Source organism: Haloarcula pellucida (genome assembly GCF_014647235.1).
GTDB classification, from domain to species: Archaea; Halobacteriota; Halobacteria; order Halobacteriales; family Haloarculaceae; genus Haloarcula; species Haloarcula pellucida.
The window spans coordinates 418,854-443,847 of the sequence record NZ_BMOU01000002.1; the positions used below are offsets into that span (position 1 = coordinate 418,854).

The window sequence follows — 24,994 nt, forward strand, 5'->3', positions numbered from 1 at the left end:
GCGTGTCCGAGACCGACTCCCCGAACGCTGGTGGTTCGCCGGGATACTTTTATTCACTACCGTCTCGTACGGCTTCACATGCGATTTGTTATCGTGGGTGCAGGACGCGTCGGTATCCGAACCGCACGCGTGTTGCGAGAGAGCGGGCACGACGTCGTCCTCATCGAACAGGACGAGGGCGCTGCCGAGCGAGCGCGCACTGCCGGCTTCGAGGTTATCGAGGGTGACGGCGCCATCGAGACTATCCTCGACGAGGCCGACCTCGATGCCGCCGACGCACTGGGCGCGCTCACCGGCGACCTCAACGACAACTTCGTCGCCTGCATGATCGGCAAAGAACACGGCTGTCGGACCGTAATGCGCATCGACGAGGACTACCGCGAGGAGATATACCGCCGCTACGCCTCGGAGGTGGACGAGGTCATCTACCCCGAACGACTCGGTGCCATCGCTGCGAAGAACGCCCTGCTGGGCGGGAACATCCGCGCCGTCGCGGACATCGCCCAGAACCTCCAGCTCGTCGAGTTCACCATCACTGAGTCCTCGCCGATGAACGGCTACACCCTCTCTGAACTGGAACTGCCGGCCAACGCCAAACTGATGGCACACGGGAAAGGCGAGTCGGCGCTGACGATTCCCAACCCCGACGAGACGCTCGAACTGGGCGACCACCTCGTCGTCCTCGCCGACTTCGACACGCTCGCCGACGTGCGCTCTATCGTCGTCGGCGAAAGCGGCCGCGCGACTGCACTCGGAGGTGCCTAACGATGGTCACTGCTTACGTCATGGTCAAAGCTCACACCGGCGACGCGGACCGTCTGAAGAACGAAATCGAGGCTATCGACGGGGTCACCGAGGCCCACATCGTCGCCGGTGACGTCGACCTCATCGCGAAAGTAGAAGTAGAGACGCCCGCCGAAGTCAAGGACGTAGCCGCTACTCACATCCAGGAGATATCGGGCGTCGAGAGCACCCAGACGTACATCGCGATGGACTGACCCACCGGCAGGTTTCGGCGGAAATCCAAACAGTCGAATAGCCTTACCGACAAGCAGGGTGTAGTGACACATACGCAAGTCACGCTACTGCAAATCGATAACTACGGGCCGTGGACGGTGACGCCGTCGCCGCGGCGCGAAGTCGACCTCCAGACGCTGCAGTCACGGCTGTACGCGGACCTCTCACAACTCATCGGCAACCGCGAGGGGTACGTGTTTTTCTCACGATTCGACAACATGATCGCGGTCACCAACGGCCTCACGATGGCCGACCTCTCGCTGATTCAGGAGTCCATCCGCAACCGGTATCCCGTGACCCTCAGTATGAGCGTGGCCGTAGACGGCTCACCTGCCGAGGCCCTCGAAGTCGCCACCTCGCAGTTACAGGACGAGGGATCCGCACAGGACGAGACGCGGACCGAGGTACTGCGTGGTGACCCCATCTCGGAGGTCGAACGCACTGCCCAGGACGTACAACTCGCACACTTCGACGTCGACAACGCGACGGAGAAGTACACGGACCAACTCAACGAGTTCGACACGTTCATCGAGATAGAGCAGGGCTACGCCGAACTCATGCAGTACATGCGCCGGGCCCACGACGCCCTCTCTTTCTTCGTCGGCGGCGACAACGTCATCGCCGTCTGTCCGAGGATGGACGCCGAGGCGTACGCCGACGCCATCGACCACGTCGAGGACGCCGTCGGCGTGGAGTTGAAAGTCGGCGTCGGCCGGGACCGCACCGCACAGGGCGCGGGCATGGCGGCGAAACACGCGCTCGAAACCTGTCGCGAGGCCGGCACCGCCGTCGAGATGAACCTGTAGTCGCTCGCCTACAGCGGCGTGCCGCCGCGGGTCCCTTCGCTCCCGCCGGTACTCGCCGAGTCCAGCAGGTCCGCGACGGTACCGACGTAGTCGTAGCCGGGAACGATACCCTCGACGTAGGTGCCTTCGACGTACTCGACGAACGCTTTCGCCGCGTCGGCGGCCTCCCGTTCGCCGCCGAGACTGAACCGGTAGGTGACGACGACGTCTTCGCCGTCGCGTTCGACGGTGTACTCGTCTAGCTCGACGGCCACGCGGGTCGACTTCGGCGCGTCTTCGAGGCGGCGCTCGAAGGTCTCGAACCACCCGTCGGCGACGGCCGGCCCCACCTCGTCGGCCGTCGCGGCCTGCAGGGACGGGGCTCGGACCGTCACTTCGTAGTCAGTCTTCCACGCCTCGCCCTCGCTCGCCGTCACTCGCCCGTCGAACCGCGTCGTCTCCAGTGCGTAGCCGTCGCCGCCGGCGACGAATCCGTCTCGGTCGTCAAAGACCCGCTCGACGTCCGCTGGCACGTCAGTCATTGCACGTCTCTAGCCGTCTCGGCAGGAAAAACGCATCGTGTCGCCGAGGACGGCAACAGACACGTCGTCGTCCGCGTCGGAAAATGCGAGGGATGGGATTCGAACCCGATGCAAACGCTCGCTTCGCTCGCGTTTCCGCGATTCGAACCCATCCGATAGATTCACACGGTCCTCACGTCCGTTCGGACCGATTTCATGCGAGGGATGGGATTCGAACCGAACTCAGACGGTCCGGGCGTGCGGCGCGATGCACCGTTCCGGGGCTGCGTCTGATAGGCTTCGAACCCATCCGGTGGATTCACACGGCCCTCACGTCCGTTCGGGCCGATTGCATGCGAGGGATGGGATTCGAACCCATGGACCCCTACGGGAGCGGGTCTTAAGCCCACCGCCATTGGCCAGGCTAGGCGACCCTCGCGCATGCACCTCTCCACACTCAGAGGGAAAACGGGTTTCGGTTACCAGTCGACCGAAAGGGTGCCGTCGCCGTTGGGGTCGGGGGCGATCTCCTCGTCGGTTCGCCGGTCGACGACGTGGATGACCCCGCGGTCCTTCTTCGCCGGGCACGCCTCGGCGGCCTTCACGTTGTGGTCGAGTTCTGCCTCGCCGAAGAAGTACGTCTTCGGCTTGGCGATGCCCGTATCGAGGTCCAGCGACCAGTTGGCCGAGACTTCGGCGCACTTGCCCGCCCCGAAGCACTTGTTGGCCTCGAAGATTATCTTGTAGGGCTTTTCCTCGACCGGCGGCGCGTCCTGCTCGCCGACGTCACTCGGGTCGACTGGCTCGTCGGTCTCTGTCATGTGTGGGGATTATCGGTCGACAGTCTTTCCCCTGTCGGTTTCCGCTACGTGACGACTGTCACGTCGTCGCCGACCGCCAGCGACTGCCCTCGGTCGGCCTCCGGCACTCGGCCGATGAGCATCAGCGTGTAGAAGTGGTCGAAGGCGTCCCGGTCGGCCCACTCGGGGAACGTCTCCCGGCGGCGCTCGATGAAGCGCTCGCGGAAGTCGGGGGTCCGGTCGCCGGTCTCCGGGTCGCGCTGGGGGACGACACAGCGGCCACACGGCGTGACCCCCTCGATGCGGACGCCGCCGGCCTCGAACGCCGGGGCGTCCGCGCCGACGAAGCGGTCCTCCCAGAACGCCGGGACGCCGCCCACCTCGACGTTCGCGCGGAGGCGGCGGCGCATCCCGTCGACGGTCACGTCGTCGAACCACCCGGCCACCGTCTCCAGCGTCGCGGTGCTGACGACGGAAGGGCCCATCTCTCGACGGTCGACGTGTCCGCGATCCGCATCTCGTACGATGGTCAGGTCGACGTCGAACACGTCGCCGAACCACTCGGCCGCGCGTACCCGGTCCGACTCGGTGTCGAGGGCGAACTGTTCGCGTCCCACGTCGGGGACCGACGCGCCGAGCGTCCGGGTCTCGGGGTCGTAGGTCGTCGTCACGTCGTGGACGCGGGCGGTTCGCTTGCCGTTGACCACGTCGCCGTCGGCGTCGAATAGCGCGAACTCTCGGTCGTGGGCGAGGGTGCCGCCCGGGAGGACGGTCGAGTGCTCGACGTCGCGGCCGTCCAGTGCCTTTACCGGATAGACGGTGAGTCGCTCGATGTGTGCCACTGTTCGGAGACAGAGGCGCAACGGGCATAGCCGTTACTCACCGCGTGGGTCGTCGTCGACGCCGGCATTCGCTCGACGGCGTGTCGCGTCACACGTGGCCGAGCGCGACCACTAATATAGGGGGGCTGACAAAAACCCCGAAAGCGACAGGATTAGGTGACGGGTGGAACAATCGGTGTGCAGACGAATGGTCGAACACACCCGGACCTTGGACTTCAAAATCGCCTTCGCTATCGGTCTCGGGACGATGATTGCCGCGGGCATCTTCTCGCTGTCTGGCACCGCCGTGGCGGCCATCGGGTCCAGCGCCGTCGTCGCGTTCGTCATCGCCGCGGTCATCGCCAGCGTGACGGCGGCGGCGTACTCCGAGTTCGCTTCCATCTACTCCGAGAACGGCGGCGGCTACCTCTTCTGTTCGCGGACCTTCGAGGACCGCGACCTGCTGACCTACGGTATCGGGATGTCGCTGTTTCTGGGCTACACCGGCACGACGGCGTTCTATCTGGCGACGATGGACGAGTGGTTCTTCGAGTTCGTCCTGCCCGAGTCGCTACACGTCCTCCCGCACGGGACGACGGGCGTCCTCGCCGCCGTCCTGCTGGGCGTGCTAAACGCCCGCGGGACCGAGGAGAGCGGCGGGTTCCAGCTCATCGTCACCGGCGCGAAGGTGGCGGTGCTGTTCGCGTTCATCGCCGGCGCGTTCGCGTTCCGCGGGCCGTCGACGGCGGTCACCGAGTTCGCGACGAACTTCGGGGGCGGCCCGCTCGACATCCTCACCATCTCGGCACTCGCGTTCATCACGTTCTTCGGCTTCTCGGCCATCGCGGCCAGCGCCGGCGAGATTATCGAACCCCAGCAGACCGTCCCGCGAGCCATCGCGGCGAGCATGGTGACGGTGACGATACTGTACGCGCTGGTCATCGTCGCCATGGTGAACTCCCCGGTGCCACCGGAGGTCATCGCCGAACAGGGCGAGACGGCGATGGGGGAGGTCGCCGCCGGGTTCCTCGGCCCCATCGGTCGGTCGCTCATCGTCGCCGGCGCCATCTTCTCGATGGTGTCGGCGTCGAACGCCTCGATACTGGCGGCCAGTTCCATCGGGTCGCTGATGGGGCGACAAGGGCAAGCCCCCCGGCGGTTCGCCCACATCCACCGCGAGTACGGCACGCCGTTCTGGAGCGTCACGACGGCGACGGCGACCATCGTCTCGCTCATCGTCCTGTTCATCGCCGTCTTCCCCGCGGAAGGCGGACTGGTGCCGTTCGACCTCACGGTTCCGCTCCCCGTCCTCGGACCGCTCACGCTGACCGATCTCGGCCTGACGGCACTGACCGGGTTCGCGACGCTGAACCTCCTCCTCCCGCTGGCGGTCGTCAACATCGCCCTCATCTACTCCCGGCGGAAGTTCCCGGACGTCGAGCGCGGGTTCAGCGTCCCGGGCGTCCCCGTCGTTCCCGTCGTCGGCGTGCTGGCGAACGTCGGACTCATCTACAACCTCCCGCCGAAGGGCGTGGTGACCGGCCTCGTCCTGACCGCCGGCCTCGTCGTCGCGTACCTCGTCTGGGGCGGCACCCCGGTGGAAGAGGACCTCCTGCGGGAGGTCGTTCCGGAGTCGACCGCCGCGGCGGGTGAGGACCAGTCCAGGGGTCGCTATCGCGTCCTCATCCCCGTCGCGAGACCGGACCGGGCGTTACGCTACGCGCGCCTCGGCGAAGCGCTCGCAGCGGTTTCAGACGAGGACCCACTCCTCCACATCCTCACCGTCACGCAAGTACCCGACCAGACGCCGTGGGAGACGGTACAGGACACCGCACAGGCCCGTACCGAGCGCATCCAGGAAGAACTCGACGACACCAGCCTCGACGTCGACTACACCGTCGAGGGACACACCTGTCGCGACGTGGCCTTCGACATCGTCCAGACCGCCCGTGACGACGAGGCCAACCTCGTCCTGATGGGCTACCCCGAACGCCATCGGGACGTCACCGAGACGGTCGAACGCGAAGCGCCCTGTGACGTATTCTTCGCCGACAAGACGGTCACCGCGGAGGACCTCGACGTCGTCAACATCGGCGCCGGCGGCGGCCCGCACCATCAGGCCCTGCTCCCCCTCGTGAACAAACTGGGACAGAGCGGCAGCGAACTCCACCTCGTCAACGTCTCCTCGGGGGACCGCGGCACCGACGAGACCTCCGGGACGACGCTGGACGCGCTGGAGGGCGTCGAGACGACACAGGTCCACAACGTCACCGCCGAGTCCGTCGCCGCGGGCCTCGTCGAGACGGCGGCCGACAACGGGGGCGTCCTCATCCTCGGCGCCTCGCGCGACCGCTGGCTCAGACAGGCGCTGTTCGGCAGCACGCCCGACGAAGTGGTCACACTGGCCGAGGAGATGGACGTTCCCGTGTTGGTGTACGCCAGCGAGACGGGCGTCTCCGACCGGATGAGCGAACGGCTGTTCCCGGTCGTGCGCTACCTCAGAAAGCGGTTCCCGCGGCGGCGGTCGAGCCACGGCGGCACCCCCGAACGGAGCTAGTGTCGCTCGTTCTTATCGGTGAATCTCGACGGACTCGAGGAGAAGCTCGCTCGTCGGCGCGTCGTTTACGTCCGTGTCGGCGTCACCGATCTCCTCGACGACGTCCATGCCGTCGACGACGTCGCCGAAGACGGCGTGTTTGCCGTCCAGATGTGGCTGTGCGCCCAGCGTGATGAAGAACTGCGAGCCGTTGGTGTTCGGACCGCGGTTGGCCATGCTGAGGACGCCCGGGCCGTCGTGTGAGAGGTCGTCGTGGAACTCGTCGTCGAACGTGTAGCCGGGGCCGCCGCGGCCGGTGCCGGTCGGGTCGCCCATCTGAATCATGAAGTCGTCGATGACCCGATGAATCTCGATGTCCGTATAGAGCGGGTCGATGCGCTTCTCGCCGGACTCGGGGTCCTCCCAGGCGCCGGTGCCGGGGCCGACCTCGGTCCCGTCGTAGTCGTCGGCGCCCTCCGCCAACCCGACGAAGTTCTCGACGGTGTTGGGAACCTTCTCGTCGTACAGTTCGACTTCGATGTCGCCCGCTGTCGTGTGGAGCGTCGCTGTCAGGTCGCTCATACCCGGCCGGACGGATGCATGAGTCAAAAGCCTGCCCACTACGGCGCGGCACTCACAGATGGGTCGAGACCTGCTGGCCGCTTACCACCTCCGGGATGACGACTTCGTCGGCCCCCGCGCGGAGTGCGATGGACTCGTGCATGCTGTCGCCGGCACGGACGACGATATCGACGCCCGGGGCGAGCTGGCAGCCGGTGATGGTTATCTGGATGTTCGTATCGGCGTCGTCGATGGCGCCGACGACTGTCTCCGCACGGTCGATGCCGGCGGCTTCTAACACCTCCTCGCGGCGTGCGTCGCCGGTGAGGGCCAGATAGCCGTCGTCGATGGCTCTGTCGTACTGGGTCTCCTGTCGCTCGATGACGACCACGTCCCGGTCGTCGTCGAGGCCGGCACAGACGGTCTTCCCGAACGTGCCGTAGCCACAGACGACGACGTGGTCGTCCAGTTCGTCGATACTGCGTTCTATCTGCATCTGTCGTAGTTCCGCTTGAATCCTGCCGCCGAACGTCGCCGAGACGAGCGTCTCTCCGATCCAGAGGCCGGCGACGACGAGTCCGGACAACACCACGATGGCGTACGCCTTCACGAGCGTCGCGGGGCCCTCGTGGGTCTGGAAGTGGAGTTCGATGCTGGTGGGGTCTAACAGCCAGAACAGCGCGTCGACGACGCCGACGCCCCCGAGGGTACTGAACCCGAGGACGCCCGCGACGACGACGGCAGCGAACCCGCCGACGGGCCGGAGCATCCGCCGCAACAGCGGCCGGTCGACGAACGCGCCGAGGGGAAGTCTCGCCCCGCTCATCCAGCCCCAGTCGGCGCAGCGACGGTGCCGTCCCGGTGGACGGGGGGCGCGATGACGACGACCCGAACCACTCTCGCATTCGCCCCCCCTGTCGTCCCGCCGACCGACCGTCCGCTGCTCCGAACGTGCTGTTCATCGAATGGCCAACTTCTGGTCTGTTCGTTCACAAACGGCACACGATAGTGGTCGATAGTAACGGTATTTACACGTTCTCATTAAATACTTCAAACACTATCAGGTACTCCATCCGATCTAGTCCCTCCGGCGTCACTCCCTAGATGGGCCAGCAACTCCTCGGTCACCCGGTCGGGCGCGTCGAACTGTACCCAGTGGCTCGCGTCCGGAAGCCGTTCGACGCGGAGGTCCGACACCCACTCCTCTAGCCCCTCGCTGAGACGCACGTCCAGCGCGTCGTCCTGTTCGCCCCAGACGAGCAGCGTCGGCACCCGAACGGGCTGGTCGCCGACGCCGCCTCGTGTCAGTGTCCGTCTGGCGTTTCGGCGGAACAGCGCCCGGTAGTAGTTCAGCGCCGCCGTCCGCGCGCCGGGTTGTGCCAGCGCGGTCTTGTACCGCCGGATGTCCGTCCGGGTGAACGCGTCGGGATGGACCGTGCCTTCACCGAGGGCGTGGTCCAGCAGCGCGTAGTCGTCCCACGCGAGACTGCACTCCGGGAGCCACGGCAGCTGGACGTACAACGCGTACCACGACTTCCGCAGTTGGGCCGGCGAGCGGCGGAGCAGTCGCTCGTAGGCGGTCGGATGCGGCGCGTTCAGCACGCCGAGACGGTCGACCACGCTCGGTCGGTCGATTGCCGTCTGCCACGCGACGACGCCGCCCCAGTCGTGGCCGACGACGTGGGCGGACTCGCGGCCGAACGCTCGAACGAGGCCGACCACGTCGCTGACGAGTTCGTCGATGTCGTAGGCGGCGACGCCGCCGGGCTTCTCGGAGTGGTTGTACCCTCGCATGTCCGGCGCGACGACGCGGTAGCCCGCCGCTGCCAGCGCCGGAATCTGGTGGCGCCACGCGTACCAGAACTCCGGGAAGCCGTGCAGGAGGACGACCAACTCGCCGTCTGCCGGCCCGGCGATGACCGCGTGCAACTCGACGCCGTTCGTCTCGACGGTGGTGTGAGACCAGACGTCGCCGTCGGCGGGGACCGTCCACTCGGGATCCGAGTGGGCGCCTGTCGAGGGCATCGGTGGGTGTTCGGCCCGCGCGAGAAAATGGGTTCCGGCGGGATGGCCGCCTCAGCGAGTGAGTGGCCCGCGCTCGACCCGCGTCCGGTGCCGATTTCCGATTCGCGGACGTGAGAGTGGCTCCCGGACGAAAAACGTCGCGGCGACTCAGAACTCGCGCAGAGCGTCGAGTTTCGCCGCCGCACTGCCGTCGGCGATGGCCTCGCGGGCCTGCTCTAGTCCGTCCTCGATGCTGTCGGCGTCCTCGCGGGCGTAGATGCGCAGAGCGGCGTTCAGGGCGACGGCGTCGGCGAAGCCGTCCTCGCGCGCACCAGTGAGTACCGCTTCGGTGATGGTCGCCGAGTCTCCGGCAACGTCTTCGACCTGTAGATCCTCGCCCGTGACGTCCATCCCGTACTCGCCGGTGCGAATCTCGAAGTCGGCGATGTCCTCGTCGTCGCTGTCCTCACTGACGGGCCACTCGGCGACGACAGTCTCGCCGGGGCGCACGTCGTCGTACCCCTCCATCCCCTGGAAGAACAGCGCACGCTCGACGGTGCTGGACTGGGCGTTTTTCAGGGTTCGAACCATCTTCTTCGCGAAGGGAAGGTGGTAGAAACTCCCGAGGTGGACGCTCGCGCCGGCGGGGTTCGCCAGCGTCTCGACGGTGTTGACGAACGTTCGCACACCCATGTTGTCGCGGCGCTCGAACAGTGCGTCGATGCCGGGGTTGAACTCTGGCTGGTAGTAGTAGCCGAAACCGACCTCGTCGACCATGTCGGCGCTCTCTTCGGGGGCGAGTTCCGTGCGGACGCCCAGTTCGTCCAGGACGTGCTTGTAGGCGTCCTGTTTCTGTGTCGGCACCCGGTCGCCCGAGTGGACGACGACGGGCGTGCCCGCGGCGGCGGCGACGAGGCCGGCCGCGACGCCGAAGATGGCCGACCGGCCCTTCCCGTCGTAGTTGGCCCCGCAGTCGACGGGGTCGGCGTCGGGTTCGGCCGTGACGACCGACTCCTCGGCCATGACGTCGACGTACGCGCCCAGTTCCTCGGGCGTGTTGCGCTTCCAGCGGTTGGCCAGCCAGAACGCGCCGAGCGTCGTGTGGTCCGGTTCGCTGTCGAGGATGCGCTGGAACGCCTCGCGGGCCTGTTCACGGCTCATGTCGTCCGCGGATTTGTGGCCGGAGCCGACGACCTCGGTCATCAGCCGTTTGAGTGGCCATTCGCCGTACTCACGGGTCGCTTGTGCCATGCGAACCAGTTCGGGACCGAGTTTGAAAGCCCCTGTGTTTCGTTCCTAACTTGCGGGAATTCGGGACGCTCCCGAAAGTGATACACCCGTTCACGCCTAATTCTGGACAATGAGCCTCCGGTCGGGTGACTGGCGCGAGCGTATCGACGACGTGGACGCCGCTCTCATCGACGAGTTCCAGAGCGACTTTCCCGTCTGCGAGCGCCCCTTCGAGGCGGTGGGTGAGCGACTGGGCGTCTCCGAGTCCGAGGCCCTCGAACGGGTGCAACGACTCCGCGAGGGCGGTATCTTTCGGCGGTTCGGCCCCGTGTTGAACCCGCCGGTCATCGGGTCGTCGACGCTAGCGGCCGTGGCCGCCCCCGAAGACCGCTTCGAGGAGGTCGCCGAGGTGATCAACGAGTACCGGCAGGTGAACCACAACTACGCCAGAGACCACGAGTGGAACATGTGGTTCGTCGTCACCGCCGGGTCCCGCGAGAAACGCGACGAGATTCTCGACGACATCGAGGTCAGGACCGGGTGTGACGTCCTCGTCCTACCGATGCTGACCGACTACTACATCGACCTCGAATTCCCGGTCGTCAACGGGGACCGGTTCGCGAGAGAGAGCATCGAGGGCACCGACGCGAGCGCCACGCGCATCAGCGAGGACGCCACCGCGGATTTCTCGGCGCTCGACCGGCGAGTGCTGCTGGAGATTCAGGAGGGGTTCCCGCTGACGGCCACGCCGTATCGAGACGTGGCCGACGCCGTCGACGCCGACGTCGACGACGTTCTCGTCGCTATCGAACGGCTGCGGGAGGACGGCTGTATCAAACGCATCGGCTGTGTGGTCAACCACATCACGACCGGGTTCGACAACAACTGCATGGTCGTCTGGGACGTCCCCGACGAGCGACTGGACGAACTCGGGCAGCGAGTCGGCGAACTGCCCTACGTCACGCTCTGCTATCACCGCCCGCGCCGGCCCGACCAGGACTGGCCGTACGACCTCTTTACGATGATTCACGGCCGCGACGGCGACGCCGTCGACGAGAAGATAGACGAGTTGTCCGGCGAGTACCTTCCCTTCGACCACGACCGACTGTACTCGACGGAGACGCTGAAACAGACGGGCGCACGGTACGACGACATCGTGGGCGAGTAGCCACGACGGTCAGTTGGCGTTCTAACCATTCCCGGAACCCTTTTGCCGCTATTCACATCTAGTAGTTTGTGAACAAATGACGCCCTGTGGTGAGGGAAGCGTTCTCGTCGTGGACGACGAGATCGACGTCGCGGACGCGTACGCGAGCCAGCTACGCGAACGGTACGACGTCGAGACGGCCTACAGCGGCGAAGCGGCGCTGTCGATGCTGGACTCGTCGATAGACGTGGTCTTACTCGACCGGCGGATGCCGGGCATCTCTGGCGACGAAGTCCTCGAAACCATCCGCGAACGGGGACTGTCGGCTCGGGTGGCGATGGTGACGGCCGTCGACCCGGGGTTCGACATCATCGAGATGCCGTTCGACGACTACGTCGAAAAACCCGTCTCTCGGGACACGTTGTTCAGCACTATCGAACGGCTCCAGCGGTGTTCGGCCTATCAGGACCAGTTGCGTGAGTACTACGCACTGACGGCGAAACAAGCCGCGCTAACCGCACGGAAGTCCGAGGCGGAACTGGCGGCGAGCGAGGAGTTCCACTCGCTCGAAGCGGCCATCGAGGCGGCCGAGTCGTCACTACACGACATCGTCGCCGGGTTCGAGGAGACGGACTACGAACGCGTGTTCGCGGATTTCGCCGACCCGGTGAACGCGGGCCAGACGGACTGACTGGGCGAGCGCGACGATTAGGGGTTCCGAAAACACTAACCGAGCCTCTCCCTAAGACGGGCCAATGAGTCAGCAACTCCCGGACGTGCAGGCGTCGAGTCCGGACGTGACAGTCGGTCTCAACCGCGTCGGTGTGACGGGTGTCGACAAACTCGTCAAACTGGGGCGACGAGACCGCGATCCCATCGTTCTCATGGCGGAGTTCGAAGTGTTCGTCGACCTCCCGTCGTGGCGGAAGGGTGCGGATATGTCCCGCAACATGGAGGTCATCGACGAGACGCTCGAGACGGCCGTCTCCGAGGAGGCCTACCGCGTCGAAGACGTCTGCGGTGACGCCGCCGAACTGCTGCTGGAGAAACACGACTACACCACGAAGGCGGAGGTCCGGATGGAGGCGGAGTACGTCACCCACGAGACGACCCCCGAGAGCGACGTGGCCACGCAATCGACGGCCGACATCATCGCCTCGGCGACGGCCACGGAAGACGGTACCAGCGAGGAGATCGGCGCTCGCGTCACCGGGATGACGGTGTGTCCCTGCTCACAGGGGATGTCGGCCTCGCGCGCCCGCCAGACGCTCCGGAACCTGCAGGTCGAGGACGAGGTCATCGACGACTTCTTACAGAAGATGCCACAGGCCGGCCACTCACAGCGCGGCCACGCCACGCTCACCGTCCAGAGCGACGGCGCGCCGGAGGTCGACCTCAACGAACTCATCGAGGTCGCTCGCGACTCCATGAGTGCCCGAATCTACAACCTCGCGAAACGTCCCGACGAGGACCACATGACCTACGAGGCCCACAAAGACGCGAAGTTCGTCGAGGACTGCGTGCGTGCGATGGCCGAGGGCGTGGTCGAGGAGTTCCCGGACCTGCCGGACGACGCCATCGTCACGATGAAACAGTCAAACGACGAGTCCATCCACCAGCACAACGCCCACGCCGAACGGGTCGCCGAACTCGGGAACCTCCGGACCGAACTCGGCGAGTAACAGGCGCTTCGGGCAGTCAGGGGGGGTTGATAGTCGTCGCTTCTCGCCAGTGTTCGTCGAACGCCTTGCTGATGTCGGTCGTGAACTCCGGGTCCTTGAGGTCGATGACGCCGAACGTCTCCTCGCGGCCGAGCGGATGTGGCACCTCGATGCACACCTCCGTGTCGTCGATGAGTTCGAACGTCGTCGTGATGTTCGGCGTCGCCCGAGCGCTGTAGTTCTCGTAGGGTGAGAGGCGTTCGTAGTACTCGCGGTTGGCCTCGCGAGGCAAACTCTCGAAGAGGTCGGGCCGCACCAACAGCGACACCTCGACCCCTCGTTCGAGGGCGGCCACCAGTTCGTCGACGATGCGTTCGGTCGCTTCGATGATGTCGACCTGTCTGGCCGGCGAGGACCCCACCATGACGATGCGGGAGTCGGCGGCGGCCAACCGTTCCAGCAGCAAGTCCAGCGTCTCCTCCGGGCCGACGGCGGCCGTCCAGAACGGTTCGTCGACCGGGTCGGCCGTCTCCAGTTGGTCCGAGAGGTCGTCGACGATGTCCTCGTACTGCTGGGCCTTCGCTTCGAGGTCCTGTTTCTTGTCGTCTAACAACCGGTCCAAGGCCGTGTCGGGTTCGACGGCGACGTACTTCTTCGGCCGACTCGCCGTCTGGCTCCGAACCAGATTGTAGGTCTCAAGACTGTTGAGCACGTCGTAGATACGCCCCATCGGAACGTCACTAGCCCGTGACAACTCTTTGGCCGTGGTCGGCCCGGTTTCAAGCAACGACCGGTACGCTCGCGCCTCGTACTCAGAGAGCCCCAAGTCTCTCAGACTCGCCATATCCCTCTCTATCGGCCCACCACTAAAAACTCATCGCAGGTTTACCGTTTCTTCAAGTTTCTCACCGTTCTCTCGTGCCCGCTCGTTCGCTTTCGGGCCGCTCACTCCGTTCGAGCCCCCGTCTCCGCTCCACGGCTCCCGATAGTCACCGTTCCGCCGCGGGCCGCGATTCGCGCGCCCCGCGCTACTCTGTCAACGCCGCTTCGAGTTCCGCAGGCGTCTCGCCTTCCGCCGTCACCGTCTCACCCTCGTACCGCCGAGCGACGCCGTCGCCCTCGGGGTCGGGGACGATCGTCGTCTCGTGGTCGGCCAGTCGGAGCGCCGCCCGGTGGAGGTCCGTCCCGGCCTCGGTGCCCACCCGCAAGGTTTGTGGGTCCCGCAGTCGGGCCGCGACGCTGGCGTACCCGGCCACCTCGACGCCCATGCGCTCTGCGGCGCCAGCGAAGGACTCGACGGCCTCGGTTGCGACGGTCCGGTAGCGCTCTTCGCCGGTGAGCGCCGCCAAATCGACCAGCGCGTCGGCGAGTTCGACGGTGGCGTCCAGCGGGTGAAGCGAGCGCCCGCAGAGCCCCGCACCCGTGTCGGGGCCGTCCCGAAACGCGCCGCTGTCCTGCTGTCGGTGCCCGATGGTCCAGTCGGCGACGGCCTCGGCGGGGCCGCTCTCGCCAAGTACCTGCCAGCTCGTCGTCAACCCTTGCAGGAACTGGGCCTGATCCAGCAGGAGGCCCGTGTCGCTCTCGTCGGCGGCGTAGTGGGCCACCTCGCCGTCGTCGACGAGCGTCTCGCAGACGTGGTCGCGGGCTCGCACCGCGTACCGGCGCGCTCGCTCGTCGCCAGTGTACGCGTACACCCACAGGAGGGCGTCTATCGCGAGGCCGTTCCGGTCGGCCAACACCGTCTCGTCGACGTAGGGTGCTTCCCGGTCCTCGCGCTCGGTCGCGCCGAGGCGGTAGTAGTCGTCGTCGCCCGCCTGACTGCCGGCGAACGCGTCGCCCGTCCAGAGGTCCGTCGAGAGGTACTCGACGGTCCGCTGGGCGGCGTTCCGGTAGGACTCGGTGCCGGTGTAGCGGTAGCCGTGGGCGAACGCCCGCACGAGCGCCGCGTTCTCGTCCAGTAGCTTCTCCCGGCGGGGGTTCGACCAGTCCCGCCCCGTCGCGTAGCGGAAGAATCCGCCGTCGTAGGTGTCGAACAGGTGGGTCTGGATGGCTTCGAGCGTACGCGTCGCCTGATCGCGAGCGCGCACCAGCGCGAACTCGACGGTCCGGGGCAGCGGGAACTTCACGTCGGAGCCCCACCCGCCGAACTCGTCGTCGAAGGCACCGAGTAACTGCTCTATCATGTGTTCCTCGATGCGGGCGCGCAACTCGCCGGCCGGCGGCGCTTCGTCCCGTAACTGCCGCGGAATCGACCCGGCGGCGGTACCCTCGGCGTCCCACGACTCGCGCACGCTGTCGAGGATGCCGCGGAACCCGTCCGGCCCGAGGAACGTCGCGCCGCTGATGACCTCGCCCTCCGGGGTGAGAAAGACGGTGGAGGGGAACCCGCCCATCGTGTAGCGCTCCCGGACTCTGGGGTTCCGGTCGGCGTCGACCCGCACCGGGACGAACCCGTCGTTTACGTTGGCCGCGATGCGCGGTTCGCCGAAGGTGCCCCGGTCCATCGCCCGGCACTCCGCGCTCCACGGTACGGTCAGCGACAGCAGTACCGGCTTGCCGCTGTCGGTGGCACGTTCGAACGCCTCCGGCCCCCACTCGCGCCACTCGACTTTCGTGTCCGCCGCGAACTCGTCCATAGTGGTGGTCGGTGGTGGGCGTACAAATGGGCTGTCACTCCGGCATCGCCGGTTGGCTGTCCGAGACAGCCACCACTCACCCATCCCCTGTGTCTTTCCGACCCCGAGTCCAACGCAACGACAGACCGATTTGTCGGACGGCCCTACGTCGAACCATGCCCTCTCAGCAGGCCGAGACCGAGTATCAGGAACCGGTCACACCGGGCCAGCGGCCGCCCCGAATCGGTCGCGTCCCGCTCGTCGAGAACACGCTCTCGATGATCCGTGACCCGCTGGGCTTCTACGCCGAGGCCGACAGCGTCGACGCCGACGTGGTGCGGTTCAACGTCGCCGGGACGACGGGCTACTTCGTCACCCACCCGACCCTCGTAGAGCAGGTGCTGGTCACCGACGAGGCGGACTTCGAGAAGGGGCGACTCCTCCGGGACACGCTCGGCGAGTTCATCGGCGAAGGGCTGTTCCTGCTGGAAGGCGAGGAGTGGCAACAGCAACGTACGGCCCTCCAACCGGCGTTCTACCGGGAGCGCATCGCTACCTACGGCGAGACGATGACCGACTTCGCGCTGGCGACGGCCGACGACTGGGCCGACGGCGAACGCGTCGACCTGCTGCCGGCGATGCGGTCGTACACGCTCCGGGTGCTCGGGAAGACGCTGCTGGACGTGGACATCGAACGCACCGCCGAGTCGCTCGAACCGCTCCTGTCGGCACTCCGCCACCGCGTCGACCCGGGGAACCTCTCGGCGTACCTCCCGCTGTGGGTGCCGACGCCGAACAACCGCCGAGTCCGACGGACGCGGGCGGCCTTCGAGGCGACGTTGGACGACATCATCGCCGAACGCCAGACTGAGGCCGCCGCCGAGCGCGAGGCCCGCGACGACGTCCTCTCCTTGCTGCTCTCGCTCGACGAGGAGACGATGGACCGCGAGCGACTGGGCCACCAACTCTTGACGTTCCTCGTCGCCGGCCACGACACGACGGCGCTGACGCTCACCTACGCGTGGTTCCTGCTCGCGACCCACCCCGACGCCCAGCGTGAACTCCACGAGGAACTCGCCGCGACGCTCGATGGGGCGGACCCGACGCCGGCGGACCTCTTCGAGTTGCCGTTTCTGGACCGGGTGCTGACCGAGACGCTGCGGCTCTACCCGCCGGCGTTCACCACGTTCCGCCAGCCCACCCGGCCGGTGACGCTGGGCGGCTACGACATCGAGCAGGACGCCCAGTTGACTATCCCGCAGTGGCTCGTCCACCGGGACGAGCGGTGGTACGACGCCCCCGACGCGTTCCGTCCCGAGCGCTGGACCGACGAGTTCGAGGCCCAGCTACCGGACTACGCCTACTACCCCTTCGGCGGCGGCCCCCGCCACTGCATCGGGATGCGCTTTGCCCGGATGGAAGCGAAACTCGCGCTCGCAGCCATCGCCCAGCGCTTTCGCTTCGAGGCCGTCACCGAACCGCCGCTGGAACTGGGGATGCGCATCACGCTCTCGCCGACCGACCCCGTCGCGGTTCGGGTCCACGAGCGCGAGTGAGTAGCCGGGCGGCCGTTCTCCGCCGTCGCTCAGCACCGACGAAGCGATGCATCTCCGCGCGGCTTCACGGGTCACTCCGTTCCCCGTGTCGCTTCGCGGAATCGAGATTCCTCGCCACCTCTCGAAAGGCGTTTGGGGCCTGACCTGCAAGCGAGGGTATGCTCCGGGTCATCGGGCTGCTGTTGCTCATCCCGCTGTTCGACGCCGTCCTCTTGGTAGCGCTGGCCACGGGTGTCATCTACCCGATTCGGCCACTCGTCGTCGTCGCGCTCGTCGTCCTCACCGCGCTCGTCGGGATGTTGCTCGTCCGCGCCGAGGGCCGGGCGACGCTCCAGTCTATCCAGCGGAAACTGGCGACGGGCGAGGTGCCGACGAACGAACTCGTCGACGGCGGCCTGCTCATCGCCGCCGGCGCGTTCTTCCTCACGCCCGGCCTCGTCACCGACGCCGTCGGCCTCTTGCTCGCGATTCCCGTCACGCGCTACCCTATCCGTGCGGCCGTGCGCCGCTGGGTCATCGAGCCCTACATCGACGCCAAGACCGGCGGCTTCGCCAGCGGGCAGGTGTACGTCGGCGGCTTCCCGAACGAAGACGGTCAGGGCCCAGCGACGGGCGCTGGCGGCCCCACCGGCGGCGGTTCGGCGGGCAGTTCCGGCTTCGACCCCGACGACGCCACCGACGTCGACTTCGAAGACAGTGAGAACTGACTCCGTGTTGCGGTTTCTCACGCAACGCGCCCTCGAAACGTTACCCTTTTCTATACCCCTCGAATACACCAAGATGCGCTCACCTGGGCCAATAGCTCAATCAGGTTGAGCGCTCGGCTGATAACCGGGAGGCTCTCGGTTCAAATCCGAGTTGGCCCATCCACACTCTGACTGGTTTCTTGCCAGTCAGAAACTGGGGCCTCAACTCCCCAGCCACCCAATCCTTCCGTTTCCACGATTCTGAGACAGGGGTCTATTCTGGTAAGTCGAGTACAAAACCTACTGGACACCCACCACGTCCGGGACTGTCATTAGCCGGAGGTGAGTTCGCGTGATTCTGGACCGCCCACAGAACGCCCGAGAGTGCCAACACTGCGGCGCTCACGTCTCGCGGGACTTCCGGCGGACCTTCGGCGACGGCGACGACATCGCCCACCGCTGTCCGGCGTGCGACTGCATGCCCCGGATCTCTCGTGGAACCGCCGCCGGGAAGGAACTCGACTACCCAGACCCCGAGGAGCAACCCCAGCGGAATCAGGGAGGCCGCGTCGATGCGCGGACCGACGGGGGTGAGAGTTTGTGAGCCCGCAGTCCTCGCTCTACGACTTCGAACCGGACCTGTCGCCACTCACTGAGGCCGAACGCGAAGTTTTCGAGGCTGTGGGCATGGGCCAGTATGGGCCGCGCGAGTACGCCCGCGAAACAGGTCGTGCGCCCGGTACCGTGGGCAACCTGCTCCGTCGAGCCCGCGAGAAAGTGGAGGTGACCGGCGCGTGAGGGACGCTGAGTGCGCTCGCTGTGGTCGGACCTTCGCACCTGACTGCCGACACATACGGGCCGAACACAGCTGGTATCCGCCGGAGAGTCGACAGGACGAACTCGGCCACCTCGCGGACTTCTGTCCCGAGTGTTCGCGGGACTTCGAGGAGTGGCTTCGTGGAGGTGAGGCCAGTGAGTGAGTTCGTCCGGGCGTCGCGACTGTACGACGTGGCGGCGAGTGAACCCCGTCACTTCGACTGGACGAAGATGCAGCCAGTGGCCGTGAGTCAGGCCGAAGTCGAGCGGGCCGTCGCGGAGATCGAGGACCGGAGGTAGGGATGTCGCGGCACATCAAGTGCGCCCCTCATGAGTGCGACGTGCGCTTTACTGTCGGGGTACATCCCGATCCCGGTGTTCCAGACTACGGGCTAAAGCCCTACTACGCGATGGACTCGCTCATCAAGGAGTGGGGTGACCGCTGGGAGACCGACGGGAAGCCAACCAGAGACATCGAGTTCAACGGCGAGACGTGGGCCACCTGCTTCGACTATTCGAAGAGTGGTCTCGACCCGTGGGACAGTCCCGAATTCCAACTCCAGACTGTCCGTGAGTTCAAGTTCTACTTCGTCGCGAAGTCCAACCCGAAGTACGAGGGCAAGCGCGCCGACAAAGACAAGCGCGTGCAGGGAGGGACGATCAGCGTTCGTCCACGGTGGCCGAACCTCACCTCGAACGGAACGCCGGTCTCTGTGCCGGACTACGGTGGGCCGTACGTCGACGTTCAGGTGCAAGCCTCGAACCTCCCGCACGAGGACTATCTGTCGCTCGTGAAGCGGGTGATGGACGCCTACGGCATCGCGGCGCGGTACTTCGATCCACCTCACCCTGACAGCCACATCAACGATCTCGCCTACTACGTTCGGATACACCGAGAGTACAGCGGGCCGCTACACGCCGCCGACGGGCCGATAGCCCGCGCTCACACGCTGATTCAGGGTGACCGAACGGGCTACCGGAAACACGAGGAAGACAACACGAAGATCCCCGGCTACATGGTGAAATCCGTCGTCGAGGACGAGAAGGCGGGCGAACTCGTCCGGGGACACAAGCTTGGGAAGGAGCTGAAACACTACTACCCGAACGAGCCACAGAAGTACACCCCCGACGATGCGCCGTATCACCCGAAGTTCGAGGTGTCCTACCAGACGAGTCGAACCGACCACACGGTCCGGTGGGACGACCTCGACGACGCTCGGCGCGAACTTGAGGAGACGGTATTGAACTGTCTGGACTGGTGTGGGCTCTCGACGAGTGCGGAGAGCGGTATCTTCGTGGACTTCGATCCGTTCTGGGACATGCGGGACACCACCGAATCGCGGAAGTTCGTTCCGTGCCCGCTGCCGGAGATCGAGGACGAGCAGGAACACCGCGTGATGAAACTGTGGGGCGACATGACCGACGCCGACCGGGACGTGACGGAGATGCTGTTGACCGACGGCGGGAAGGTCTCGCCGAAGGAGGCCGCCGAGAAGACGGGCTACACCTACCGGACGATTCGGACCGTCGTCGACCGCCTCGAGGGACTGATTCGGCACACCTACGGCGAGCTGGAACTGGAGTCGAAGAAGGTCCAGCAGGAACTCTTGAAGCGAGTTCGCGCCGCGGGCGACCGCTTCCAACAGGACATCGGTAGCGCGGCGATGGAGTTGGCCGACGCCGCCGAAGAGCGCGGACGGTCGCGATGGGCGCGAGTCCGTCGCGAGTACGCGATCACGGAGATCGACGCCGAGGACTGTCGGTCGCTGCTGGAGGTGGGCTACACGGCCGACGACCTCGACGAGGCGAAGGCCATCGTCCGCGAGATTCGGACCGCCTACACCGAGTGCGTCGAGGCGAACACCTACGGTATCCACGTCGTCGTAGAGACGGCCGAGAGCGGCCGCGAGCGATTCCGCGACCTCTCCAACGTGTTCACCAGCGCGTACCGCAGCGGCGACTACATACGCGAGACGCGGGCCGCAGAGAAGGCTCGCGACGGCTTCGACTTCGAGGCCTGGAAGGAGGCTGGCTACCCGGTCGGTGAGAACTGGGACGGCGGGTAGCCGCGCCCCCTGAGTAGAGGCATCACTATCCAACACACCGTTTTAGCGGCAATTTCCTCCGCCTACCCCCGAAAATCGCGCGTCGCGCGGCTGGGTTCGTTCCCTTCGGTCACGTCACCCAGCCGCGCGACCAGGGGGAACCCGGAAAGCAAGCTTCCGGGTTCCCCTTAGTCGTGTGGCTAAGGCCACCTATCCAAAATACACCGCACAGCTATGCGCTGGAAATAGAAGTTATTTCATACCGATTTTCAACCAAACTATACTCTCGTCTCACTCATGTAGTCGATAAGTGTCGACTGTAACTTGGATACATCAAACTGCATTCGGTTAGTCAACTGTCCGAAATCGTCCTCATCAGGGTATACACCTCCCACTGCGAGTACCGTTTTCTTAGCGTCCGGAGTTTCCACTGTAAGGTATCCACGAAAGTCAGCATCTTCTCCATGGGTGAATTCGAACGTATTCCGGTCAAGAATCTCATAACTACCGGGTTTCTGATAGCTTACATTACCTGTAATACTATCATAATCTTCAAGACCTTCCTGTGGATCGAAACCGCTTGCTGAGTAATTTTCCTGTATATGTGACTCCATCAACCTTGTCGATTGTTCTATAAATGTGGAAGCAGTTCCCTCAGAACCAGCAAATGGAAGCCGTGAAGTATCGAAACAAATCCGCTTTGCAACGTTCACCCCTACTGGAATTCCGATTGTTACACAGCTATCTCCATCCGTTGGTCTAATCTGTGAGATACTGGCTGCGAAGAAGGTGAATGGAGGAAAATCCAATTCTGTTTCATTCTCTAATTCTTTTGACAATTTACTATTGACGGAATCAATACGTGCCCATTCGTAATTTCTATTTGAGTTCTTGTCGCGAGTCATTTCCCAAGCGTCCGAACTCGTCATAGAATCGGGGAGGGTCGGATAGTCCAGATTAGATTCTTGTGTACTCTGAATGAAACCTGCACTAACCCCAATTAGACCGGCTTTTTGTAGAAACTCCCTCCGAGTATTCATGTCTAAAATAACACTACCAGGGTACTTTCTTTTTTCGGGACTTGGGTAGGATGTAGCGTACAGCGAGAATTCAAAGAATTTCGTCTATCCGCAATTTTCCCTGTTGTGAGTCCCTGTGATCACCACCTCCATGCCACTCCAGTTTCGGCAACTGTGACGAGTGACGCATCTCCCACTCTAACACCTCGACACCCCGCCCACGAACTCGATAGACGCCGAACACGTACCACCCGTTCGCTGCACGTAGCCGTTCGTGGTACTGATCGTAGAGTTTGAACGTTCCGGGTTGGCCGTCCGAATGCCGGTGCATCGCGGACTTGATTTCGACGGGCGTGCCGTCGGGTCGGCGGGCATCGTGCCAACTGGCGCGGTCGAGATCGAGGCCGTACCGGTCGGCGGCTTGTCGCTCGACGAGCGTCCCGTAGTGGTTCGCTCGATGGCTTCGACTCATTCGCGCACCTCGCGTGCGTCATATATAGATACTCCTCCGGGTGGTTGCTGGTCGTTGCCCATGGCTACAGAAGCGAGCGAACGCGAGCGAGGGCTATGGGCCAACAGTAGGGGTACGCCGGGGGGTTGGTTGTTGTTGGTTTGGTCGAATCGTACCGTCGTCATGCGGTTAGCTCCGTGACTTCACCAACCACCGAACGGTGGTCGCCGTCGTGTTCGTATTCGTTCCAGCGTTGTCGGACCCATTCGGTGCTGTACGGGACGAAATCGGCGATTTCGTGGTTTGGTTTGTCCGGGTTGGCCTCCTTCGCGGTGATGACTGTGTAGATCGCGAGCTTCCGAGAGAGGTCGGCCGGGTCGACATCGTCCTCGTCGTCGCCGTTGCTCGACCAGGACCACGTGGTCGGTTCCTTGTCGTCGTAGCGCCAGTCCGTCTCGGGGATACCCGACACCGAGAAGATTGGGTTCACACCCTTGCGATTCCGTACGTCTTCGTAGAACGTTGCCTCTTTCAGTCCCTCCTTGTGGACGCAGACACCGAGTTCGCGGACCAGTGGATGCACGTCGCGGCCGTCGTGGCCGATGATGATGAGCGACCCGCCGTACTTCCGAATCTTGTACGTGAGCGGCCCGAGTTTCGTCTTCGTGTCGTAGCCGTCCTTCCCGCCACCGCCCGCGTTCGAGGACGCTTCGTCGAAGATGAAGAGCTTCGGGGCCTGTTCGTTGTGCATCGGGTCGCCGTCCTGTTTCAGCCATTCGTTGAGTTCGCCGTAGTTCGCCAGCCACCCATCGCGACGGTCGCCGTCGGTGTCGACCCACTCGTCGGTTTCTTCGAGCGTGCGGATGTTCGAGGCTACCAGTGCGTCCGAGGGGTGCTGTTCCTTCCAGAGCTGGCCGAGCAGACACGCGAAGTTCGACTTCCCCGTACCGGGCTCGGCCCACTCGTAGAACATCGGCGCGGGGCCTGTCATCTGGGCGCGGAGCTGGTCTATCGCTTTGATACCGGAGATATCGGCCCGCTGGCCGGCGTCGCCCGTGAAGTGCTTGAGCGACTGCATATCGCCGTTCGCCATGGCTCGCCGGGCAGTCTCGGTGCCCTCGATGCGGACGATGTCGCGGACGTGCTGGAGGTCTTTGGCCTGTCCGGGCATCTTCTCGGGCCGGTCGCACTGTGTCGGGTCGTAGTGGGTTTCGAGTATCGAGAGGTAGCGCGAGAGCTTCTCGTCCCGAACGATCCCGGCGTGTGGGTGGACTTCGTCGGCGTCGCGCTGGCCGTGACCGTCCTGATACTCGCGGAACTGTGCGGGCGTGTAGAGGTCGTTGGCATCGTCAGTCATCGTTCACCTGTGGGTCTTGGGTGGTATCGGTCGGGACGTGCGGCCCATCGCCCACGGCAGCGGCCGCGGTGGGGTCGGGTCGGTCGTCGAGATCGTGAATCGAAGGTGCGTTTTCGAAGTCCTCGCCGTCCTCGATGAGGTCGCCGAAGGTGTCCTTCGCCGCCGTCTTCTGAATCATCTGCCCGCGTTCGTTCGCCTCGGCGTCGGCGGTGACGAGTTTCTGCTGGAGTTCCACGGCGCCGCGAGACCAGCGGCCACGAACCGCCGCGAGTTCTTCGGCGCGGTCGATAAGCCAGCCGTGGACGTCTTGCATTTGCTTCTTGCTGGTCATCAACTCCGTGTCCTGACAGCCTTCGAGCCAGACGCCTTTCACGCGGAGTTGGTCGACGTCTTCGAGATACTCGTACTCGCGCACCGCCCACGCCCGACCGCCGTTGATGGGGTACGGATCGGGGGCGTCGTCGGGGATCTCCTTCTCCTGCCAGACCGCGGGCGGGACGTAGTACTTCTCCACGGTGTCGTCGACGGCGTTGACGTGGTGGACTTCGACCCAATTGCGCTGGCGAAGCCACCGAGCGATCTTCGCACCGACGAGATAGCACGGGATGGCGAACACCAGCCAGCCGACCAGCACGGCCGGAATCCACGTCGGAAGTGTCGGAGCCTGTGGCTGGTAGTAGGCGACCAGTCCAACCGCGCCGACGAACATCCCGCCGACGAGCAGTTTGTACTCGGCGAGCAGGTAGGTGAGTCGGTCGCGGTTGTCCTGGAACGTGGGCGCGGGCATCAGGCCACCTCCGGGCGGCTGTCTTCCCCACGAAGAACGTTCCAGCCGGCGACGATCATCCAGACGAACGCGACGGTGAGGCCCGCGATCCACGCCTGTAGCGAACCGAGCGCGCGGAGAATCTCAAGACCGCCGCCGGAGGGTTGCTGGACGATCTCGGCGTACAGCGGCGTGTTCTCCGTGGAGATGGCGACGCCGACGTAGCCGTCTTGTTCGGTCACTGGCAGTTCGACCGTGGTGGTCTCGCCACCACGGAGAGCGACCGAGCGGACGGGAACCTTCCCACCCTGCTGGAAGCGGCCAGCGTCAGAGAGGGTGACCGTCTGGACGGACTCCGAACGGAGCGTGATGAGTGCGACGCTCGCGTTCGGGACGTAGCGAGACTCGACGATGACCGTCTGACCGTCGATACGTTCGGTTTGTGTCGTGTCCGAGCGGTCGGGTGTGTCAGTAGTGTTTGTAACCGGCGCGGTGGGCTGTGGGCTGGATTGGTTGGCTGCCTGTGCGACGGCCGGGGCGCTGCCGACGAGCGCGAGGCTCGCGACCAGTAGCGCGGCGAGAAAAACGGGTTTCATGGGA

The 24,994-nt window shown here is 64.9% G+C and carries 28 protein-coding genes and 2 tRNA genes; 15 read left to right on the forward strand and 15 right to left on the reverse strand.

Translation table 11 applies throughout. The features are described 5' to 3' along the window. The first annotated feature begins 78 nt into the window (after window positions 1-78). From IEY28_RS08770 to IEY28_RS08780, 3 genes are all read left to right on the forward strand, one after another. Entirely contained in the window at window positions 79-765 is a 687-nt protein-coding gene (locus IEY28_RS08770) for a potassium channel family protein (RefSeq protein WP_188996447.1), read from the forward strand. Between the two features lie 2 nt (window positions 766-767). Next, window positions 768-998, forward strand: coding sequence for an Lrp/AsnC family transcriptional regulator (locus tag IEY28_RS08775; protein WP_166972336.1), 231 nt, complete (start codon window positions 768-770; stop codon window positions 996-998). Between the two features lie 63 nt (window positions 999-1,061). Further along, the gene (locus tag IEY28_RS08780; RefSeq protein WP_188996449.1) at window positions 1,062-1,823 is read left to right on the forward strand and encodes a GTP cyclohydrolase III; all 762 of its coding nucleotides are present in this window, start codon (window positions 1,062-1,064) and stop codon (window positions 1,821-1,823) included. A gap of 8 nt (window positions 1,824-1,831) precedes the next feature. Here the strand turns inward: IEY28_RS08780 and IEY28_RS08785 are convergent, their stop codons facing one another. From IEY28_RS08785 to IEY28_RS08800, 4 genes are all read right to left on the reverse strand, one after another. Then, window positions 1,832-2,344 carry a DUF5813 family protein gene (locus IEY28_RS08785; RefSeq protein ID WP_188996451.1) on the reverse strand — a complete coding sequence of 171 codons (513 nt, stop codon included), beginning with the start codon at window positions 2,342-2,344 and terminating at the stop codon, window positions 1,832-1,834. A 333-nt stretch (window positions 2,345-2,677) separates the two neighbouring features. After that, a tRNA-Leu gene (locus IEY28_RS08790) sits at window positions 2,678-2,762 on the reverse strand. 40 nt (window positions 2,763-2,802) lie between these two features. Beyond that, complete coding sequence (locus IEY28_RS08795) at window positions 2,803-3,144, reverse strand: ferredoxin (protein WP_166972330.1); 342 nt, start codon at window positions 3,142-3,144, stop codon at window positions 2,803-2,805. Between the two features lie 44 nt (window positions 3,145-3,188). Beyond that, complete coding sequence (locus tag IEY28_RS08800; RefSeq protein ID WP_188996453.1) at window positions 3,189-3,965, reverse strand: MOSC domain-containing protein; 777 nt, start codon at window positions 3,963-3,965, stop codon at window positions 3,189-3,191. A gap of 187 nt (window positions 3,966-4,152) precedes the next feature. On the opposite strand from IEY28_RS08800, the gene IEY28_RS08805 reads away from it, so the two are divergent. Beyond that, complete coding sequence (locus IEY28_RS08805) at window positions 4,153-6,501, forward strand: amino acid permease (protein WP_188996455.1); 2,349 nt, start codon at window positions 4,153-4,155, stop codon at window positions 6,499-6,501. A 12-nt stretch (window positions 6,502-6,513) separates the two neighbouring features. Here IEY28_RS08805 and IEY28_RS08810 read toward each other — a convergent pair whose 3' ends face one another. The 4 genes from IEY28_RS08810 to IEY28_RS08825 all read right to left on the reverse strand — a co-directional run bounded on the left by IEY28_RS08810 (window position 6,514) and on the right by IEY28_RS08825 (window position 10,296). Continuing rightward, on the reverse strand, window positions 6,514-7,062 hold the full coding sequence (locus tag IEY28_RS08810; RefSeq protein WP_188996457.1) for a peptidylprolyl isomerase: 549 nt from the start codon (window positions 7,060-7,062) through the stop codon (window positions 6,514-6,516). A 52-nt stretch (window positions 7,063-7,114) separates the two neighbouring features. Then, the gene (locus IEY28_RS08815; protein ID WP_188996459.1) at window positions 7,115-7,867 is read right to left on the reverse strand and encodes a potassium channel family protein; all 753 of its coding nucleotides are present in this window, start codon (window positions 7,865-7,867) and stop codon (window positions 7,115-7,117) included. 224 nt (window positions 7,868-8,091) lie between these two features. Beyond that, entirely contained in the window at window positions 8,092-9,066 is a 975-nt protein-coding gene (locus tag IEY28_RS08820) for an alpha/beta fold hydrolase (RefSeq protein ID WP_188996460.1), read from the reverse strand. 147 nt (window positions 9,067-9,213) lie between these two features. Continuing rightward, window positions 9,214-10,296 carry an anthranilate phosphoribosyltransferase gene (locus IEY28_RS08825; protein WP_188996463.1) on the reverse strand — a complete coding sequence of 361 codons (1,083 nt, stop codon included), beginning with the start codon at window positions 10,294-10,296 and terminating at the stop codon, window positions 9,214-9,216. Between the two features lie 109 nt (window positions 10,297-10,405). On the opposite strand from IEY28_RS08825, the gene ahbB reads away from it, so the two are divergent. The 3 genes from ahbB to mptA all read left to right on the forward strand — a co-directional run bounded on the left by ahbB (window position 10,406) and on the right by mptA (window position 13,104). Next, on the forward strand, window positions 10,406-11,443 hold the full coding sequence (gene ahbB, locus IEY28_RS08830; RefSeq protein ID WP_188996465.1) for a siroheme decarboxylase subunit beta: 1,038 nt from the start codon (window positions 10,406-10,408) through the stop codon (window positions 11,441-11,443). A gap of 76 nt (window positions 11,444-11,519) precedes the next feature. Next, the gene (locus IEY28_RS08835; protein WP_188996467.1) at window positions 11,520-12,113 is read left to right on the forward strand and encodes a response regulator transcription factor; all 594 of its coding nucleotides are present in this window, start codon (window positions 11,520-11,522) and stop codon (window positions 12,111-12,113) included. Between the two features lie 64 nt (window positions 12,114-12,177). After that, window positions 12,178-13,104: a GTP cyclohydrolase MptA gene (gene mptA, locus IEY28_RS08840; RefSeq protein ID WP_188996469.1), complete on the forward strand. Its 927-nt coding sequence runs from the start codon at window positions 12,178-12,180 to the stop codon at window positions 13,102-13,104. Window positions 13,105-13,120: 16 nt separating this feature from the next. Here the strand turns inward: mptA and IEY28_RS08845 are convergent, their stop codons facing one another. Together IEY28_RS08845 and IEY28_RS08850 are read right to left on the reverse strand one after the other, a co-directional pair. Beyond that, window positions 13,121-13,927, reverse strand: coding sequence for a TrmB family transcriptional regulator (locus IEY28_RS08845; protein WP_188996471.1), 807 nt, complete (start codon window positions 13,925-13,927; stop codon window positions 13,121-13,123). Window positions 13,928-14,111: 184 nt separating this feature from the next. Continuing rightward, window positions 14,112-15,719, reverse strand: a complete 1,608-nt coding sequence (locus IEY28_RS08850; RefSeq protein ID WP_188996473.1) for a DUF255 domain-containing protein — start codon at window positions 15,717-15,719, stop codon at window positions 14,112-14,114. Between the two features lie 155 nt (window positions 15,720-15,874). Here IEY28_RS08850 and IEY28_RS08855 point away from each other — a divergent pair, with 155 nt between their 5' ends. The 8 genes from IEY28_RS08855 to IEY28_RS08890 all read left to right on the forward strand — a co-directional run bounded on the left by IEY28_RS08855 (window position 15,875) and on the right by IEY28_RS08890 (window position 20,822). Next, window positions 15,875-17,254: a cytochrome P450 gene (locus IEY28_RS08855; protein WP_188996475.1), complete on the forward strand. Its 1,380-nt coding sequence runs from the start codon at window positions 15,875-15,877 to the stop codon at window positions 17,252-17,254. Window positions 17,255-17,412: 158 nt separating this feature from the next. Continuing rightward, the gene (locus IEY28_RS08860) at window positions 17,413-17,961 is read left to right on the forward strand and encodes an FxsA family protein (RefSeq protein ID WP_188996477.1); all 549 of its coding nucleotides are present in this window, start codon (window positions 17,413-17,415) and stop codon (window positions 17,959-17,961) included. An 85-nt stretch (window positions 17,962-18,046) separates the two neighbouring features. Then, window positions 18,047-18,120: transfer RNA gene (locus tag IEY28_RS08865), tRNA-Ile, on the forward strand. Window positions 18,121-18,292: 172 nt separating this feature from the next. After that, the gene (locus IEY28_RS08870) at window positions 18,293-18,544 is read left to right on the forward strand and encodes a DUF7563 family protein (RefSeq protein WP_188996480.1); all 252 of its coding nucleotides are present in this window, start codon (window positions 18,293-18,295) and stop codon (window positions 18,542-18,544) included. Continuing rightward, window positions 18,541-18,738, forward strand: coding sequence for a helix-turn-helix transcriptional regulator (locus IEY28_RS08875; protein ID WP_188996481.1), 198 nt, complete (start codon window positions 18,541-18,543; stop codon window positions 18,736-18,738). Before IEY28_RS08870 ends, IEY28_RS08875 begins: the two co-directional genes overlap by 4 nt. Then, complete coding sequence (locus IEY28_RS08880; RefSeq protein WP_188996483.1) at window positions 18,735-18,920, forward strand: hypothetical protein; 186 nt, start codon at window positions 18,735-18,737, stop codon at window positions 18,918-18,920. Before IEY28_RS08875 ends, IEY28_RS08880 begins: the two co-directional genes overlap by 4 nt. After that, a complete protein-coding gene (locus IEY28_RS08885; protein WP_188996488.1) occupies window positions 18,913-19,056 on the forward strand; it encodes a hypothetical protein in 144 nt (47 codons plus the stop codon). The genes IEY28_RS08880 and IEY28_RS08885 overlap by 8 nt, the downstream gene beginning before the upstream one ends. A gap of 2 nt (window positions 19,057-19,058) precedes the next feature. Further along, a complete protein-coding gene (locus IEY28_RS08890; protein WP_229783095.1) occupies window positions 19,059-20,822 on the forward strand; it encodes a DUF7845 domain-containing protein in 1,764 nt (587 codons plus the stop codon). A 257-nt stretch (window positions 20,823-21,079) separates the two neighbouring features. Here IEY28_RS08890 and IEY28_RS08895 read toward each other — a convergent pair whose 3' ends face one another. The 5 genes from IEY28_RS08895 to IEY28_RS08915 form a co-directional block, all read right to left on the reverse strand. Beyond that, complete coding sequence (locus tag IEY28_RS08895) at window positions 21,080-21,706, reverse strand: hypothetical protein (RefSeq protein ID WP_188996490.1); 627 nt, start codon at window positions 21,704-21,706, stop codon at window positions 21,080-21,082. Window positions 21,707-21,911: 205 nt separating this feature from the next. Next, on the reverse strand, window positions 21,912-22,292 hold the full coding sequence (locus tag IEY28_RS08900; protein WP_188996492.1) for a PD-(D/E)XK family putative nuclease: 381 nt from the start codon (window positions 22,290-22,292) through the stop codon (window positions 21,912-21,914). Window positions 22,293-22,452: 160 nt separating this feature from the next. After that, complete coding sequence (locus tag IEY28_RS08905) at window positions 22,453-23,628, reverse strand: hypothetical protein (protein ID WP_188996494.1); 1,176 nt, start codon at window positions 23,626-23,628, stop codon at window positions 22,453-22,455. After that, entirely contained in the window at window positions 23,621-24,415 is a 795-nt protein-coding gene (locus tag IEY28_RS08910) for a DUF2062 domain-containing protein (RefSeq protein WP_188996496.1), read from the reverse strand. The genes IEY28_RS08905 and IEY28_RS08910 overlap by 8 nt, the downstream gene beginning before the upstream one ends. Continuing rightward, on the reverse strand, window positions 24,415-24,990 hold the full coding sequence (locus IEY28_RS08915) for a DUF8063 family protein (protein WP_188996497.1): 576 nt from the start codon (window positions 24,988-24,990) through the stop codon (window positions 24,415-24,417). The genes IEY28_RS08910 and IEY28_RS08915 overlap by 1 nt, the downstream gene beginning before the upstream one ends. Between the last annotated feature and the right edge of the window lie 4 nt (window positions 24,991-24,994).

What these genes read in the sequence shown, in the direction of transcription:
- IEY28_RS08770 (WP_188996447.1), top strand. Translation starts at nt 79, where the DNA reads ATGCGATTTGTTATCGTGGGTGCAGGACGCGTCGGTATCCGAACCGCA.
- IEY28_RS08775 (WP_166972336.1), top strand. Translation starts at nt 768, where the DNA reads ATGGTCACTGCTTACGTCATGGTCAAAGCTCACACCGGCGACGCGGAC.
- IEY28_RS08785 (WP_188996451.1), bottom strand. Translation starts at nt 2,344, where the DNA reads ATGACTGACGTGCCAGCGGACGTCGAGCGGGTCTTTGACGACCGAGAC.
- IEY28_RS08795 (WP_166972330.1), bottom strand. Translation starts at nt 3,144, where the DNA reads ATGACAGAGACCGACGAGCCAGTCGACCCGAGTGACGTCGGCGAGCAG.
- IEY28_RS08805 (WP_188996455.1), top strand. Translation starts at nt 4,153, where the DNA reads ATGGTCGAACACACCCGGACCTTGGACTTCAAAATCGCCTTCGCTATC.
- IEY28_RS08810 (WP_188996457.1), bottom strand. Translation starts at nt 7,062, where the DNA reads ATGAGCGACCTGACAGCGACGCTCCACACGACAGCGGGCGACATCGAA.
- IEY28_RS08815 (WP_188996459.1), bottom strand. Translation starts at nt 7,867, where the DNA reads ATGAGCGGGGCGAGACTTCCCCTCGGCGCGTTCGTCGACCGGCCGCTG.
- IEY28_RS08820 (WP_188996460.1), bottom strand. Translation starts at nt 9,066, where the DNA reads ATGCCCTCGACAGGCGCCCACTCGGATCCCGAGTGGACGGTCCCCGCC.
- IEY28_RS08825 (WP_188996463.1), bottom strand. Translation starts at nt 10,296, where the DNA reads ATGGCACAAGCGACCCGTGAGTACGGCGAATGGCCACTCAAACGGCTG.
- ahbB (WP_188996465.1), top strand. Translation starts at nt 10,406, where the DNA reads ATGAGCCTCCGGTCGGGTGACTGGCGCGAGCGTATCGACGACGTGGAC.
- IEY28_RS08835 (WP_188996467.1), top strand. Translation starts at nt 11,520, where the DNA reads ATGACGCCCTGTGGTGAGGGAAGCGTTCTCGTCGTGGACGACGAGATC.
- mptA (WP_188996469.1), top strand. Translation starts at nt 12,178, where the DNA reads ATGAGTCAGCAACTCCCGGACGTGCAGGCGTCGAGTCCGGACGTGACA.
- IEY28_RS08845 (WP_188996471.1), bottom strand. Translation starts at nt 13,927, where the DNA reads ATGGCGAGTCTGAGAGACTTGGGGCTCTCTGAGTACGAGGCGCGAGCG.
- IEY28_RS08850 (WP_188996473.1), bottom strand. Translation starts at nt 15,719, where the DNA reads ATGGACGAGTTCGCGGCGGACACGAAAGTCGAGTGGCGCGAGTGGGGG.
- IEY28_RS08855 (WP_188996475.1), top strand. Translation starts at nt 15,875, where the DNA reads ATGCCCTCTCAGCAGGCCGAGACCGAGTATCAGGAACCGGTCACACCG.
- IEY28_RS08860 (WP_188996477.1), top strand. Translation starts at nt 17,413, where the DNA reads ATGCTCCGGGTCATCGGGCTGCTGTTGCTCATCCCGCTGTTCGACGCC.
- IEY28_RS08890 (WP_229783095.1), top strand. Translation starts at nt 19,059, where the DNA reads ATGTCGCGGCACATCAAGTGCGCCCCTCATGAGTGCGACGTGCGCTTT.
- IEY28_RS08895 (WP_188996490.1), bottom strand. Translation starts at nt 21,706, where the DNA reads ATGACTCGCGACAAGAACTCAAATAGAAATTACGAATGGGCACGTATT.
- IEY28_RS08900 (WP_188996492.1), bottom strand. Translation starts at nt 22,292, where the DNA reads ATGAGTCGAAGCCATCGAGCGAACCACTACGGGACGCTCGTCGAGCGA.
- IEY28_RS08905 (WP_188996494.1), bottom strand. Translation starts at nt 23,628, where the DNA reads ATGACTGACGATGCCAACGACCTCTACACGCCCGCACAGTTCCGCGAG.
- IEY28_RS08910 (WP_188996496.1), bottom strand. Translation starts at nt 24,415, where the DNA reads ATGCCCGCGCCCACGTTCCAGGACAACCGCGACCGACTCACCTACCTG.
- IEY28_RS08915 (WP_188996497.1), bottom strand. Translation starts at nt 24,990, where the DNA reads ATGAAACCCGTTTTTCTCGCCGCGCTACTGGTCGCGAGCCTCGCGCTC.